Source organism: Streptomyces sp. MGP-BFMKR1, assembly GCF_057766585.1.
This window is the reverse complement of record NZ_CM173408.1, coordinates 74,913-89,002: the sequence shown is the minus strand read 5'-3', so window position 1 is coordinate 89,002 and position 14,090 is coordinate 74,913. Positions and strand designations below refer to the sequence as shown.

Below are 14,090 nucleotides of genomic sequence, written 5' to 3'. Positions count from 1 at the left end.
CCACCCACGGAGCACCCCATGAAGTTCCGCACCGACCCCGCCACCATCCGCGGGTCCATCGCCCCCCTCGTCACGCCGTTCACCGCCGACGGCGCGGTCGACCACGACAGCCTGCGGGGCCTGATCCGCTGGCAGTTGGAGTCCGGCTCGCACGGCATCTCGCTGGGCGGCTCGACCGGCGAACCCTCCGCGCAGAGCGCCGCCGAGCGCATCGCCGCCATGCGCACCGCCGCCACCGAGATCGACGACCGGGTGCCGTTCCTGCCCGGCACCGGCTCGCACAAGCTGGACGAGACGCTGGAGATCACCGCGGCGGCCCGGGAGCTGGGCGCGGACGCCGCCCTGGTCATCACCCCGTACTACGCGCGCCCCACCCAGGAAGCGCTGTACCAGTGGTACGCCACCGTGGCCCGCGAGTTCCCCGACCTGCCGCTGGTCGCCTACAACGTGCCCTCGCGCACCGCCGTGGACATCGCGCCGGACACGGTGCGGCGGCTGTTCACCGACTTCGACAACTTCGTCGGCGTCAAGGAGACCACCAAGGACTTCGAGCACTTCTCCCGCGTCCTGCACGCCTGCGGCCGTGAGCTGCTCGTGTGGTCCGGCATCGAGTTGCTGTGCCTGCCGCTGCTCGCGCTCGGCGGAGCCGGCTTCGTCTCCGCCGTGGCCAACCTGGCACCCACCGCCGTGGCCCGGATGTACGAACTGTGGGAGGCCGGCGACCACGAGGCCGCGCGAGAGCTGCACTACCGCCTGCACCCCCTGGTCGACCTGCTGTTCGTCGAGACCAACCCGGCCCCGGCCAAGTGGGTGCTGGCGCAGCAGGGCCGCATCGCCTCACACCACGTACGCCCCCCGCTCACCCCGCCCACCGAGGACGGCCTCGCCCGCGTCCGCGCCCTGCTCGCCGAGGGCGGCGACCTCACCCAGCAGCTCTGACCCTCCGCTACGGGAAGAGACACCCATGTCCACGAACCCCACCCCGGGCCGCCCGGCCGACCTGCCCACCCGGATCCGCCACTGGATCGGTGGCGAACTCACCGACAGCGCCGACGGCCGCACGTTCCCCGTCAGCGACCCCGTCTCCAACGCCCCCTACGCCACCGCGGCGGCCGGCACCACCGACGACGTGGACCGCGCCGTCGCCGCCGCCTCGGCCGCCTTCCCCGCCTGGTCGAAGCTGGGCAACCGGGAGCGCGCCCGCATCCTGTACCGGATCGCCGACGGCGTCGAGGCGCGCGAGGAGCGCCTGGCCGCCTTCGAGACCTTCGACTCCGGCCTGCCCATCACCCAGGCCCGCGGCCAGGCCCGGCGGGCGGCCGAGAACTTCCGCTACTTCGCCGACGTCATCGTCGCCATCGGCGAGGAGGCGTTCCGCGCCGGCGACCAGCAGATCAACTACGTCGTGCGCACCCCCGTCGGCGTCGCCGGCCTGATCACCCCCTGGAACACCCCGTTCATGCTGGAGAGCTGGAAGCTGGCCCCGGCGCTGGCCTCCGGCTGCACCCTGGTGCTCAAGCCCGCCGAGTGGACGCCCCTGTCCGCGAGCCTGTGGCCGGAGATCCTGGACGAGGCCGGCGTACCGTCCGGCGTGGTCAACATCGTGCACGGCATCGGCGAGGAGGCCGGCCAGGCGCTGGTGGACCACCCCGGCGTGCCGCTGATCTCCTTCACCGGCTCCACCGACACCGGCCGACACATCGTCCGCAGCTCGGCGGCGCACCTGAAGACCACGTCGATGGAGCTGGGCGGCAAGTCCCCGGTCGTGCTCTTCGCCGACGCCGACCTGGACGCGGCGCTGGACTCGGTCGTCTTCGGCGTCTTCTCGCTCAACGGCGAACGCTGCACCGCCGGCTCCCGCGTCCTGGTGGAGCGCCCGATCTACGAGGAGTTCACCCGCCGCCTGGCCGAGCGCGCCGAGCGTGTGAAGGTCGGCCTTCCGTCGGACCCGGCCACCGAGGTCGGCGCCCTGGTACACGCCGAGCACTACGCGCGCGTCCTCGGCTACGTCGAGATCGGGCAGCAGGAGGCGAAGCTGGTGGCCGGCGGCGGACGCCCCGCGCACCTGCCGGAGGGCAACTACCTCCAGCCCACCGTCTTCGCCGACGTCCCCCGCGACGCCCGCATCTTCCAGGAGGAGATCTTCGGCCCGGTCGTGGCCGTGGCCCCCTTCGACGACGAGGCCGAGGCCGTCGAGCTGGCCAACGCCACCGAGTACGGGCTCGCCGCCTACGTGTGGACCTCCGACCTCAAGCGCGGGCACCGCGTCGCGCACGCCGTCGAGTCCGGCATGGTCTGGATCAACTCCCACAACGTCCGTGACCTGCGCACTCCCTTCGGCGGGGTCAAGTCATCCGGCCTCGGCCGCGAGGGCGGTGCGCATAGTATCGACTTCTACACCGAGTCGAAGATCGTCCACGTCATGCTCGACCAGGCCCACACCCCCCGCTTCGGCGCGTGACCGTCAAGGAGCGACCTCCCATGACCCTCACCCCTCCTGACGTCGTCCGCTCCGCCTACGCCCAGCTCGTCGTCACCGACCTGGCCAAGGCCCGCTGGTTCTGGGTCGACATGCTCGGCTTCCACCTCCAGTACGAGGACGAGTCCCTGCTGTGCCTGCGCGGCACCGACGAGCTCACCCACCACTCCCTGGTGCTCCGCAAGGGCGGGACGGCGGCCCTGGACCACCTCTCCTACCGGGTGCGCACCAGCGAGGACGTCGACCGCGCCGAGGCGTACTTCACCGCGCTCGGCCGGCCCGTGCGCCGCGTGCCCAAGGGAGCGGGCACGCCGGGGGTCGGCGACGCCGTGCGCGTCATCGACCCGCTCGGCTTCCCGGTGGAGTTCTTCCACGACATCGAGCGCGCCGAGCGCCTCATCCAGCGCTACGACCTGCGCCGCGGCGCCGAGATAGCGCGCCTGGACCACTTCAACATCTGCACCCCCGACATCCCCGCCGCCTACGCCCACTACGAGGCGCTCGGCTTCGGCTGCTCGGAGACGATCGAGGGCGACGAGCACGAGCTGTACGCGGCCTGGATGTACCGCAAGCAGACCGTCCACGACGTGGCCTTCACCGGAGGCGCGGGCCCGCGCCTGCACCACGTGGGCGTGGCCACCCACGAGTCGCACCAGGTGCTGCGCACCGCCGACCTCTTCGGCTCGCTGCGCCAGGAGCACCACATCGAGCGGGGCCCGGGCCGGCACGGCGTCTCCAACGCCTTCTACCTCTACCTGCGCGACCCGGACGGCCACCGGGTGGAGATCTACACCTCCGACTACTACACCGGCGACCCGGACCACGAGACCTACCGGTGGAACGTCCGCGACGACCGCCGCCGGGACTTCTGGGGCAACGCGGTGATCGAGTCCTGGTACAAGGAGGCGTCCCCGGTCCTCGACCTGGACGGCCGCCCGGTGCCCGTCACCGAGTCCGTCCTGGACGAGTCCGCCGTCCAGGTCGGCGCCGACGGCCTCGGGATCGTCGAACCGGCCAGGCAGGGCGACTGACCCACCACCGAGTGACCCAGCAACGGGTGACCCACCGGGTGACGGCTTCGGCCGTCACCCGGTTTCGTCCGTCCCGCGCTGACCGCGCGCTTCCCGCTGGGCCGTGGTCGGAGGCCGCCCACGGCGTGGGCCGCCGCGCACGAGAGCCGCCGCCGGCGAGGGGTGCCGGCGGCGGCTCTAACGTGTGCGACGGGGCGTACGCGAGGGGAAAACGGCGTGAGGCGATCAGTGCAGGGCCCCGCGCTGGGCGCCGGCGTCGTCGGCGTGGTGTGCGCCGGCGGGTGGGGCGTCCTGGGACCGGCGCAGGCGGGGGCGCACCGTGGCCCACACCAGGACGCAGGCCAGGGTGGTGGCGACGGCCATGGTGCAGGCCATGGTCAGCTCCGGGCTGCCGCCGAGCGCGACGAGCGGGGCGACGACGGGGCCGACGGCGAAGCTCGACATGCCGAGCAGGGCCGCCGCGGTCCCGGCACGCTCGCCGTGGCCCGTGAGCGCGAGGGTCGAGCTGTTCGGGCTGATCACCCCGTAGCAGAACAGCACCAGCGCGAGGACGACGAGCAGCGGGCCGAGGCCGAGCCCGAGGACGACCGTGCCGAGCAGGGCCAGGGCGGCGACCGCCGTCGCCGTCGTACCCAGCACGTACATGCGCGCGGGGCCGGCCCGGCGTACGACGGCGCGGTTGGACAGCGACCCGAACACCGCGACGACCGCGTTCATCGCGAAGACGAGGCCGAACGCCTGCGGGCTGAGGTGGAAGCCGTCCTGCAGGACGAAGCTGATGGACGCCAGGTAGGTGAAGAACGCCGTACCGGTGCACGCCCCCACCAGCAGGTAGCAGACGAACAGCCGGTCACGCAGGACCACGCCGAACCGGCGGCCCGTCTCGGCGAACCCGCCCGCGTGCCGCAGCGGGGGCGGCAGGGTCTCGGGCAGCAGCGTGGCCGAGACGACCAGCAGGGCGACGCCCACGCCGGCCAGGACCACGAACAGGCCCCGCCAGTCGAGGACGGCCGCGAGCTGCCCGCCGGCCACCGGCGCCAGGATCGGGGCCAGCGCCCCGACCAGACCGAGCAGGCTGAGCAGCCGCGCCAACTCGGCGCCGGAGGCGATGTCCCGGGCCGCGGCGAGCGCGATGACCACGCCCGCCGACCCGGCGACGCCCTGCAGGAACCGCAGGACGAGCAGGATCTCGATGGTCGGCGCGAACGCGCACAGCAGCGAGAACACCGTGAACAGCGCCACGCCCCACAGCAGGGGCCGCCGCCTGCCGAACCGGTCGCTGAGCGGTCCCGTCACGAGCTGCCCGAGCGCGAGCCCGAGCATGCACACCGACATGGACGCCTGGGCGAGGCTGTCGCTGGTGTGCAGGTCCCTGGCGAGGTGCGGCAGCAGCGGCATGGACAGGTCCATCGACAGCGGCCCGAACACCTCGAGCGAGCCCAGGACGAACGCGGCGCGGCGCGCGCTCATCACGCGCGCGCCGCGCGGTGCGGCCGTCGTCACCGCGACCGGCCGGTACTGCCCAGGACGCGCCGTATCCACGACGCGCGGGTGGCCGCCGCGGCCCGGGAGACCCCGGCGTCCGGCGAGAAGCCGGTGAAGCCGTGGTACGCGCCGGCCCACACGTGCAGTTCGGCCTGGCCGCCGGTGGCCCAGATGCGGGTGGCGTACTCGACGGCCTCGTCGCGGAAGACCTCGGCCGCGCCGACCGTGACCAAGGCGGGCGGCAGCCCGGACAGGTCGGCCGCGCGCGCGGGCGCCGCGTAGGGCGAGACGCCTTCGGTGCCCCGGTCCGCGCCCAGCACGGCGTTCCAGGCGGTGTCGTTGTTGTGCCGGTCCCAGATGCCGATGCCGTCGTACTGCCGACTGGAGACCGACTCGTTGCGGTCGTCCAGCATCGGGCAGTCCAGGAGTTGCCCGGCCAGGGCGGGGCCGCCGCGGTCGCGGGCCATCAGCGCGACCGCGGCGCTCAGGCCGCCGCCCGCGCTCGCGCCGCTGACCAGGATGCGGGACGGGTCGACGCCCAGGTCGCGGGCGTGTTCGGCGAACCAGACCAACCCGGCGTAGCAGTCCTCGGCGGCGGCTGGCGCGGGGTACTCGGGCGCGAGCCGGTACTCGACGGTCGCGGCGACGGCGCCGTACCGCACCACCTCGTCGACCAGGCCCGCCGCGCCGAAGAACCGGTTGCCCAGGATCATGCCGCCACCGTGGATGGCGTAGATCCCGGGCGCCCCGCGCACCCCGCCACGGGGCCGCAGGACGGTCAGTTCCACCTCCGGCGCGCCCGCCGGGCCGGCCACGGTGACGTGTTCGAAGTCCACCGGGCTGGCGCCGATCGCCGTCTCCAGCGACGGCACGATCGTGGCGAAGTGGGCGCGGTTGGCGTGGATGGTGTGGGCCCGCAGCGGGATGCCCTCGATGAGCTCGCGGCACGCGGCCAGGCCCGGCTCCAGGTGCGGGTCGTAGGGGACGGGGCGCGGGCGCGGCATGCCGGTCACCACCGCGGGCCCGGACGCGGGCGCGCGACCTGCCGCGCGCGCACGGGCCGGCTGGCGGCGGGCGCGGCGCCGCCGGCACCCGCGCCGCGGACGCCGGGCCCGCCACGCGGGTCGGATATGCGGGTCACCGGTTGCTCCTGGTTCGGTCGGCGGGGCGGGGCCGTCATCGGTCAGGGGCCTTCCGGGTCGACGATGCCGCGGTCCACCCAGAACGGTTCGACCAGGGTGCGCAGTTCGTCGGCGCCGACCCGCTCCAGCAGGTCCAGGGCCTCGATGTTCTGCCGTACCTGCGCCAGCTTGGTGGCGCCGACCAGCGTCGTGACGTTGGCCGGGTGGCTGAGCGTGAACGCGATCGCGAGCTGGGCCGGCGTGGCGCCGAGCTTCTCGGCGAGCTCGGTGACGGCCGGCACGGTCGCCACGATGGCCTCGCGGATCGAGCCGGGGTCGCGGCCGATCTCCCGGTCGGGCGCGGTCCGACCGGCCAGGATGCCGCCCTCCAGGACGTCCGACGACTGCATGCTGAGGCCGGAGTTGAACAGTTCGGCGAAGGGCTGCCCGTCGGGGATGGACCGGCGCGCGAGGCTGTACTTGAGCTGCGCGATCTGCGGCCCGGGCACGCCGCGCTCGGCGGCGATGCGGCGCAGGGCGTGGATGCTGGAGGCCGACCAGTTGTTCACGCCCCAGGCGCGGATCAGCCCGGCGTCGGTGAGCGCCGCGAGGTCGCCGACCAGGTCCTCCAGGCGTACGTCGTCGCGCCGCAGGTCGCCGAGGATCACCAGGTCCGCGTGGTCGAGGCCGGTGCGCAGGAACGCGTTCTTCAACTGGGGCGCGAAGCCCCGCGCGTCGAAGCCCTCGATCCACAGCTTCACCGAGGCCAGGTACGCGTCCCGGGGAACCCCGACCGCGCGCATGATGGCGCCCCACAGCACGTCGGTGAAGACGGGGGGCTTGCCGGGCAGGCCGTAGACGCCCACGTCGAACAGGGTGACGCCGCGGTCGAGCGCGTAGCGGACCAGGTCCACCGCGTCGGCGAAGTCCATCCGGTCGAAGGTGTGCCACGAGCCGAGGGAGAGCGCCGACGCCGCGAGTTCGCTGGTGCCGATGGGGTGCCGGGGGAGCTGTGTGGTGGTCACGTGTCGTTCCTCAATCTCTGGGTCTCTCCAGGTATCACCGGGCGGCACCGGGTAGCACCCGGTGCCCACGGGTGTGGCCGGCCGATCAGGGGAGCCGGGGGTCGATGACGGCCTTGATCTCCTCGTGCCGGCTCATCGCGGCGATGCGCGCGGAGGCCGACGAGAGCCCGACGGGCGTGCCGAAGAGGCGGTCCCAGGGCATGCGGTCGGCGAAGGAGGTGAAGAAGCCGATCGCGTCGTGGTAGTCGGCGATGTCGCCGTTGAGCGAGCCGACGATGGTCAGCTCCTTGCCCATCACCGTGCCGAGCGCCAGCGGTTCGGCCGTCGGCCCGGTGGAGCCCACGACGACGACGCGCCCGCGCTGCGCGGCCATCTCCACGGCCTCCCGGCCGACCGAGGGGGCGCCGGCGAAGTCGAGTACCAGGTCCGCGCCCTGACCACCGGTCAGCTCCCGCACCCGGGCGACGGTGGCCTCGGACCCGTGGGCGATGTCCACCGTCTCCTGGGCGCCGAAGGCGTGGGCCAGTTCCAGGCGCGCCGGGGGAGCGCCGACGGTGATCACCGTTCCCGCGCCGCTGAGGTGGGCGACCGCGGTCGCGAAGAGGCCGAGCGCCCCCGAGCCCTGCACGACCACGCGCGAGCCCGGGCGTACGCCGCCGACCCGGGAGAAGGCCCGCAGCACGGTCTTCGCCGCGCAGCCGGCCATCGCGGCCCAGGTGTCGGGGATGGCCGCGGGCAGCAGGAGTTTGGCCGCGCCCGGGACCACGTAGGCGTACTCGCACAGACCCGCCGTCGCGTACGGGGGCACGTCCGCGCGTTGCAGGAAGCCGTAGCCGCGGGTGGAGCAGGCGACCGGCTCGCGCAGCACCGTGCAGCCGTGGCAGGCGCCGCACGTCGACTCGGACCAGCCGATGCGGTCGCCGACGGACAACTCGCGGCCGAGGGCGTCCCGGGTGCCCTCGCCGACGGCGACGATCTCGCCGACCATCTCGTGGCCGAGCACCATCGGCAGCATGCCGGGAAAGGTCATCTTGCCCGACCAGATCTCGATGTCGGTGCCGCACAGCGTCGTGCACACGATGCGCACCACGGCCGCGCCCGGTTCGGGTTTCGCCGGAAGCGGCAGGTCAGTGAGGTCAAGGCCGGCGCCGTGGGCGCTGAGGACGGCGGCGCGGGTCGAGGAGGGGAAGTCCATCGAAGCTCCTTCGGATCGAGCTAACGGGGGCTCGATGATGCGTTAGTCTACGGATGTTGACTCAAATGTCGAGACCCTGAGAGCAACGAGGAGCACCCGTGCGCACAGCCGACGGCGACGCCCGCAATGCATCGGCCGACCTGATCCTGCGAGGCGGTGTGGTCCACGCCCTGTGCCCGGGAGGCGGGGGAGTGACCGCGATCGCGCTGCGCGCCGGACACGTCGCCCGCATCGGCGACGAGCGCGAGGTGATGGCACTCGCCGGCCCCGCGACCCGCGTCGTCGACCTCGCCGGACGCACCGTCCTCCCGGGCATCAACGACGCCCACCTGCACGCCACTTGGCTCGGCGCCATGTGGCCCGACACGCTCTTCGGCGGCCAGGCGGGCCCCGGCCCCGCGCCGCAGCGCCCGCTGCTCGACGCCGCCGAGCGCCGCCACGCGATCCTGCGCGCCGGCGAACTCGTCGCCTCGCTCGGCATCACCAGCTACACCGAACCGGGCCTCGGACCCGGCGAGGACCACGGCGCCACCGGAGCCTTCGGCACCTCGGTCGCCGAGCAGTACCGCGCGCTCGCCGCCGAGGGGCTGCTCAGAGCCAGGGTCACCGCCCTGTGGCTGTTCGGCGAGCTGGACGGGCCCAGCGACCTGGAGAGCTTCCTCGCCGGCCTCGCCGCCACCGACGGCACCACCAACGACCCGCGCTGGCTCCGCTTCGCCGGCGTCAAGATATTCGCCGACGGCATCCCGCCGATGCACTCCGCCTACACGCACCACTGCTACGCCGACGGCGTCAGCCCATCCCTCCTGGTGGCCGGCGCCGACGACGCCGAGCGCGAGGCCAACCTGGCCCAGATGATCATCGCCGCGCACCGCGCCGGCCACCAGGTCGGCGTGCACGCCACCGGGGACCGCTCCATCGACGTCACGCTCGACGCGATCGAACGCGCCCGCGCCGAGCGCGACACCGACCTGGGTCACTACGTCATCCACGGCGACCTGGTGACCCGGCCGCAGTTGCGCCGGATGGCCGCCCTCGGCGTGGGCCTGGACACCCAGCCCGAGATCGCGGTCCGCACCCGCACCCTGGTGGACGCCGCGCTCGGCCCCGGATCGGCGGCAGCGGCGTGGCCCCTCCAGGCGGCGCTCGACGAGGGCGTCCCCCTGTGTCTGACCTCCGACGCGCCCGTGCTCTCCCCGGACTGGCGCCGCCAGATCGCCGCCGCCGACGAGTGGATGGGACCCGCTCCCGACCCGCGCCGCCGGATGGGCCGCCTGCTGCGCTGCTACACGGTCGAGCCCGCCCGCCAGGACCACGCCCTGGCGTGGAAGGGCACCCTCGCCCCCGGCATGGTCGCCGACCTGTGCGTACTCGAAGCCGATCCGCTGGCCGTGACTCCGGCCGAGCTGCCGGACGTCAACGTGGAACTCACCGTGGTGGACGGCGAGATCGTCTACGACCGCGACGCGCGCGTCGCGGTCCCGGAGACGGCCTGACGCCACCGACCCCGCCCGGTCCGCCGAAGCGCACCGGGCGAGGCCGACCGGCCACGAGCACGGGGAAGCCCAAGCGACCCGGCTCGCCGCCTACCGCGTACGGCCAGACCCCGACGGCGCACGCCCCCGGCCTGGGCCCCCCTACCCCGCCGCCACCGTCACCGGCCGACGCCGCAACGCCCAGGCCGCGCTGAGCGCCGCGCACGGAGCCGCGACCAGCACGCACGCGCCCGTGACCAGGGCGACGGGGCGCCACGGCACGGTCAGCGGCGCGTCCACCGCGAGCATCGCCAAGCCGGCGTGCATGGTGCCGAGTTGGACGCCGGCCACCGCGCAGCCCAGTACCGCGCCGACCACCACCACCAGCACCGACTCGGCGGTCACCAGACGGATCACCTGCGCCCGGGTGGCGCCGGCCAGCCGCAGCAGGGCCAGTTCGCGGCGCCGGTCGGCGGTCGCCATGGCCAGGGTGTTGGCGAGCGCGATCCCGGTGTACACCAGGGCGAGACCCAGCACCAGGACGGTGCGCAGCCAGGCCACGCGGCTGGCGGCGGGGGAGGTGGCCGCCAACCACTCCTCGCGGGTGTCGACGCTCGCGTCGAACCGGGCAGCCGCGGCGTCCAGCCGCCGCACCGTGGTGGCGTCGGCCGCGCCGGTCAGCCTGATCTCGACGCGGTCGACGCGGGCGCCCGGGCCGTTGGGCGGCGTGACGTACAGGCCGTTGTCGCCCAGGCCGTCGCGCAGCACGGCGGCCACCCGCAGCGTCACCCGACTGCCGTCCGCGCGGATCACCGGCACCGGGTCCCCGACGGTGGTGCGCCCCCACTCCTCGGGCAACACGATGCCGCCATCGTCCAGCGCCGACACCGCCCCCGCGCGCACCGGCAGCCTGGCCAGCGCCGCCAGAGCGGCCGGCTCGGCGGTCCTCGCCTCGGAGTCCACCACCGTGCCGTCCGGCTCGACCAGCGACAGCGGGGTCGGCGCCGTCGCCGAGACGGTCACCCCCGGCACCGCGCGCAGCGCGTCGACCAGCGCGTCGGGGGAGGCGGTGGTCGGCACGACGACGAAGTCGGCGGCGGTCCGGGAACGGGCCTCGACGGTACGAGCCGCGCTCACCGTCTCCAGCGCCCCGGCCAGCGACCCCGTCAGCGCCACCGCCACCAGCACGGGCGCGGCCACGGCGCCCGTGCGGCGCACCGCGGCCGACGCGTTCGCCCGCACCAGGCGCCCGGCGTACGCGGTGTGCCGGGCCGGCCACCAGGTCAGGGCGCGCAGCAGGGGCCGCGCCAGGACGGGCGAGAGCAGCCCGCAGGCGGAGATCAGCACCATCGGGCGCACGGTGTACGTCTTGCGGCGCAGCAGTTCGGCGGGGTCGGTGCACAGGGCCGCACCGACCAGGACGGCCGCGGCGGTGAGCAACCCCAGGCCCCACAGCCAACGACCGGCGGTCATCACCCCGGTGTCCACCTCGGCATCGCGCAACGCGTCCAGCGGCCCCAGCCGCCCCGCCCGCCGGGCGGCCACCGCCACCCCGCCCAGGGCCACCAACAGGCCGGTCCAGAAGGCGGCGTACAGGGGCCAGTGCTGCGAACCGAGCGCGAGGTCGCGCGGCGCCATGTCGACGTCGCCGAGCCAGCGCACCATCGAGGGCGCCGCGAGCCGGCCGAGCACACACCCCACGGCCGAGGCCGCGACGCCCAGGATCAGGGCCTCGGCCAGGACGGCCCGGCGCACCTGCGCCCGGGTGGCACCGGCCAGGCGCAGCAGGCCCAGTTCACGCCGGCGCTGCGCCACCGCGTACGAGAAGGTGGAGGCGACCACGAACGCCGACACGAAGGCGCTCACCCCGCCCGCCGTGCCGAGCGCCGCCACCAGCGACACCACGGCCTCCCCGCCGGGCAACGCCAGGGCGGTGGCCAGCCCGAGCAGCATCACCGTCGTCATCGCGACGCCGAGCGCCAGGGCCGTGAACGCCCCGATGAGACCAACCCAGCGGGCCCGTAGGGACTTCCAAGCAATCGGCAACATCCTCATGCCACAAGCCAACCGGCCCGGGCGGTCCCGATCAGTGGGGCACGGGTCACCGTGCGGGGTAGGGCCCGCCCTACCGCGCGCGGCGGCAACGGCGCCTAGGGTGGGTCGACTGGCTGGCACGGTGGCTGGTTGGGTCGGGTGGGGTTGGACGAGCGGGGCGAGGGGTTGGGCGCATGAGGGAGGGCGGCGTGTGGCGCGCGATGCTGCGCCCGGGGTTCGCGTGTTCGGCGCTGCCGTGGCGGGCGGCCGGCTACCTGCTGGTGAGCGGGGTGACGGGGGCCCTGCTGTGCGCGGGGTTGCTGGTGGCGGTGGTGGTCTTCGGGGCACTGGCCGTCGTGCTCGTGGGGTTGCCGCTGCTGGCGGCGTTGGGGCTGGTGGGAGTGGCGTACGCGCCCTGGGAGCGCGGGCTGCTGCGGCTGCTCGACGGCACGCGGGTGGCCGACCCACACCAGGTGCCGGTCCGCCCGGGCCTGTCCGCCTGGTTGCGGCTGCGCTACCGGGAGCAGGCGACCTGGCGGGAGCTGGGCTTCACCGTGCTGGCCGCCTTCCTGCTGTGGCCGGTGGACCTGATCGTGGTGGGTGGCGCCCTGGTGGTGCCGGCCTATCTGCTGGGCGCGCTGCCGCTGCTGCTGGCCGACGGCGAGCAGGTCAACGTCCTCAAGGTGTGGGTGGTCCACTCGCCGGCCGTGGCCGGCGCGCTGGGGGTCGCGGGCCTCGCGGCGGCGGCGCTGTGCGCGTATCCGCTGACCGCGGTGGCGGCCGGCCGCGCCGCGCTGGCCCGGTTGTTGCTGTCACCGACCGGCCAGGAGGTACGGATCGGCGAACTGGTCAGCTCACGGGCCCGCCTCGTGGACGCCTTCGAGGCCGAGCGGCGCCGGATCGAGCGCGATCTGCACGACGGCGCCCAGCAGCGCCTGGTGGCCCTGTCGATGGCGCTGGGGCTCGCCCGCCTGGACGCCCCGGCCGGCAGCGAGCTCGCCACCCGACTGGCCGCCGCGCAGCGCGAGGCGGGGGCGGCCCTCGCCGAGCTGCGCGAGCTGATCCACGGCATCCACCCCCAGGTGCTCACCGACCGCGGCCTGCCGGACGCCTGCGCGGACGCCGCCGACCGCTCGCCCGTGCCCGTCGAGGTCCGCCTCGACCTGCCGGGACGGTTCGCGCCCGCGGTCGAGTCGGCCGGCTACTTCGCCGTCTGCGAGGCGCTGGCCAACATCGCCCGGCACAGCGGCGCCGAGGCCGCCCGGATCGAGGGACGCTACGCTGACGGGCTGTTGACCATCGACGTGTGGGACGACGGGGGAGGCGGCGCCGATCCGGCGGGCGGCACCGGCCTGACCGGGCTGGCCGACCGGGTCTCCGTGGTGGACGGCGCACTGACGCTGGACAGCCCGCCCGGCGGCCCGACCCTGTTGCGCGTGGAGATCCCTTGCACCCCGCTGAGCCCGACCCCACCGAGCCCGACCCGCAGCGCATAGTCCTGGCCGAGGACAGCGTGCTGCTGCGCGAGGGGCTGATCGGCCTGCTCGCCCGCTTCGGCCACCAGGTGGTGGCCGCGGTGGGGGACGCCGAGGCGTTGCACGCCGCCGTCGCCGAGCACGTACCGGACATCGTCATCACCGACGTGCGCATGCCCCCGGGCCAGACCGACGAGGGGCTGCGGGCCGCCGTCGCGCTGCGCGAGCGGCGCCCCGGCCTGCCGGTGCTGGTCCTCAGCCAGTACGTGCAGCGCTCCTACGCCGCGGACATGCTGGACTCCGGCGACGGCTCGGGCGTCGGCTACCTGCTCAAGGACCGGATCGGCCAGGTCGACGACTTCGTGGCGGCGGTCGGCGCCGTGGCGGCCGGCGGCACGGTGGTCGACCCGGAGGTGGTGCGCCAGTTGCTGCGCCGCCGCCGGGACCCGCTGGAGCGGCTGACCCCGCGCGAGCGCGAGGTGTTGGCGCTGATGGCCGAGGGGCGGTCCAACGCGGCGATCTGTCGCGCGCTGGTGGTCTCGGACGCCGCGGTGGGCAAGCACGTCGGCAACATCCTGATGAAGCTGGACCTGCCACCGGCCGAGGAGACCCACCGCAGGGTGATGGCGGTCCTTGAGTTCCTGCGCGCCTGAGCCCGCCCGCCACCGGGCCGGGCAGGTCGCCGGCCGCCGAGGATCGGCCGCACGTGGAGAGGGGCCCCGGCCCGGTACGTGCGGCCGGGACCCCTCCGGTCAGTCGCCCGGGCGATC

The 14,090-nt window shown here is 74.6% G+C and carries 11 protein-coding genes; 6 read left to right on the top strand and 5 right to left on the bottom strand.

Annotated features, from left to right (window positions below; genetic code table 11):
* Positions 1 to 18 precede the first annotated feature (18 nt).
* From dapA to hpaD, 3 genes are read left to right on the top strand one after another with little or no spacing between them, the layout of a single operon-like run.
* Complete coding sequence (gene dapA, locus AC3CHW_RS00380) at positions 19 to 939, top strand: 4-hydroxy-tetrahydrodipicolinate synthase (protein WP_488469126.1); 921 nt, start codon at positions 19 to 21, stop codon at positions 937 to 939.
* 25 nt (positions 940 to 964) lie between these two features.
* Positions 965 to 2,461: a 5-carboxymethyl-2-hydroxymuconate semialdehyde dehydrogenase gene (hpaE, locus tag AC3CHW_RS00375; protein ID WP_398611116.1), complete on the top strand. Its 1,497-nt coding sequence runs from the start codon at positions 965 to 967 to the stop codon at positions 2,459 to 2,461.
* Between the two features lie 20 nt (positions 2,462 to 2,481).
* Complete coding sequence (gene hpaD / locus AC3CHW_RS00370) at positions 2,482 to 3,510, top strand: 3,4-dihydroxyphenylacetate 2,3-dioxygenase (protein ID WP_488469125.1); 1,029 nt, start codon at positions 2,482 to 2,484, stop codon at positions 3,508 to 3,510.
* A 225-nt stretch (positions 3,511 to 3,735) separates the two neighbouring features.
* On the opposite strand, the gene AC3CHW_RS00365 is transcribed toward hpaD, so the two are convergent.
* The 4 genes from AC3CHW_RS00365 to AC3CHW_RS00350 all read right to left on the bottom strand — a co-directional run bounded on the left by AC3CHW_RS00365 (position 3,736) and on the right by AC3CHW_RS00350 (position 8,336).
* The gene (locus AC3CHW_RS00365) at positions 3,736 to 4,980 is read right to left on the bottom strand and encodes a multidrug effflux MFS transporter (RefSeq protein WP_398611117.1); all 1,245 of its coding nucleotides are present in this window, start codon (positions 4,978 to 4,980) and stop codon (positions 3,736 to 3,738) included.
* 29 nt (positions 4,981 to 5,009) lie between these two features.
* Positions 5,010 to 5,999 carry an alpha/beta hydrolase gene (locus AC3CHW_RS00360; RefSeq protein WP_488469124.1) on the bottom strand — a complete coding sequence of 330 codons (990 nt, stop codon included), beginning with the start codon at positions 5,997 to 5,999 and terminating at the stop codon, positions 5,010 to 5,012.
* 179 nt (positions 6,000 to 6,178) lie between these two features.
* Positions 6,179 to 7,141 (bottom strand): aldo/keto reductase, encoded by a 963-nt coding sequence (locus AC3CHW_RS00355; protein ID WP_459249687.1) that lies wholly within the window; start codon positions 7,139 to 7,141, stop codon positions 6,179 to 6,181.
* A gap of 85 nt (positions 7,142 to 7,226) precedes the next feature.
* On the bottom strand, positions 7,227 to 8,336 hold the full coding sequence (locus tag AC3CHW_RS00350; protein WP_187089685.1) for a zinc-binding dehydrogenase: 1,110 nt from the start codon (positions 8,334 to 8,336) through the stop codon (positions 7,227 to 7,229).
* 98 nt (positions 8,337 to 8,434) lie between these two features.
* Here AC3CHW_RS00350 and AC3CHW_RS00345 point away from each other — a divergent pair, with 98 nt between their 5' ends.
* The gene (locus AC3CHW_RS00345; RefSeq protein ID WP_488469123.1) at positions 8,435 to 9,832 is read left to right on the top strand and encodes an amidohydrolase; all 1,398 of its coding nucleotides are present in this window, start codon (positions 8,435 to 8,437) and stop codon (positions 9,830 to 9,832) included.
* Positions 9,833 to 9,973: 141 nt separating this feature from the next.
* Here the strand turns inward: AC3CHW_RS00345 and AC3CHW_RS00340 are convergent, their stop codons facing one another.
* Positions 9,974 to 11,866: an FtsX-like permease family protein gene (locus AC3CHW_RS00340; RefSeq protein WP_488469122.1), complete on the bottom strand. Its 1,893-nt coding sequence runs from the start codon at positions 11,864 to 11,866 to the stop codon at positions 9,974 to 9,976.
* Between the two features lie 173 nt (positions 11,867 to 12,039).
* On the opposite strand from AC3CHW_RS00340, the gene AC3CHW_RS00335 reads away from it, so the two are divergent.
* Both AC3CHW_RS00335 and AC3CHW_RS00330 read left to right on the top strand, forming a co-directional pair.
* Positions 12,040 to 13,341 carry a sensor histidine kinase gene (locus AC3CHW_RS00335; protein ID WP_488469121.1) on the top strand — a complete coding sequence of 434 codons (1,302 nt, stop codon included), beginning with the start codon at positions 12,040 to 12,042 and terminating at the stop codon, positions 13,339 to 13,341.
* A complete protein-coding gene (locus tag AC3CHW_RS00330) occupies positions 13,293 to 13,973 on the top strand; it encodes a response regulator (protein ID WP_488469120.1) in 681 nt (226 codons plus the stop codon). Before AC3CHW_RS00335 ends, AC3CHW_RS00330 begins: the two co-directional genes overlap by 49 nt.
* Positions 13,974 to 14,090: the final 117 nt, after the last annotated feature.

Excerpts from the sequence above, each read along its gene's own strand:
- dapA (WP_488469126.1), top strand. The coding sequence starts at position 19 with ATGAAGTTCCGCACCGACCCCGCCACCATCCGCGGGTCCATCGCCCCC.
- AC3CHW_RS00340 (WP_488469122.1), bottom strand. The coding sequence starts at position 11,866 with ATGAGGATGTTGCCGATTGCTTGGAAGTCCCTACGGGCCCGCTGGGTT.
- AC3CHW_RS00335 (WP_488469121.1), top strand. The coding sequence starts at position 12,040 with ATGAGGGAGGGCGGCGTGTGGCGCGCGATGCTGCGCCCGGGGTTCGCG.
- hpaE (WP_398611116.1), top strand. The coding sequence starts at position 965 with ATGTCCACGAACCCCACCCCGGGCCGCCCGGCCGACCTGCCCACCCGG.
- AC3CHW_RS00360 (WP_488469124.1), bottom strand. The coding sequence starts at position 5,999 with ATGCCGCGCCCGCGCCCCGTCCCCTACGACCCGCACCTGGAGCCGGGC.
- AC3CHW_RS00365 (WP_398611117.1), bottom strand. The coding sequence starts at position 4,980 with ATGAGCGCGCGCCGCGCCGCGTTCGTCCTGGGCTCGCTCGAGGTGTTC.
- hpaD (WP_488469125.1), top strand. The coding sequence starts at position 2,482 with ATGACCCTCACCCCTCCTGACGTCGTCCGCTCCGCCTACGCCCAGCTC.
- AC3CHW_RS00350 (WP_187089685.1), bottom strand. The coding sequence starts at position 8,336 with ATGGACTTCCCCTCCTCGACCCGCGCCGCCGTCCTCAGCGCCCACGGC.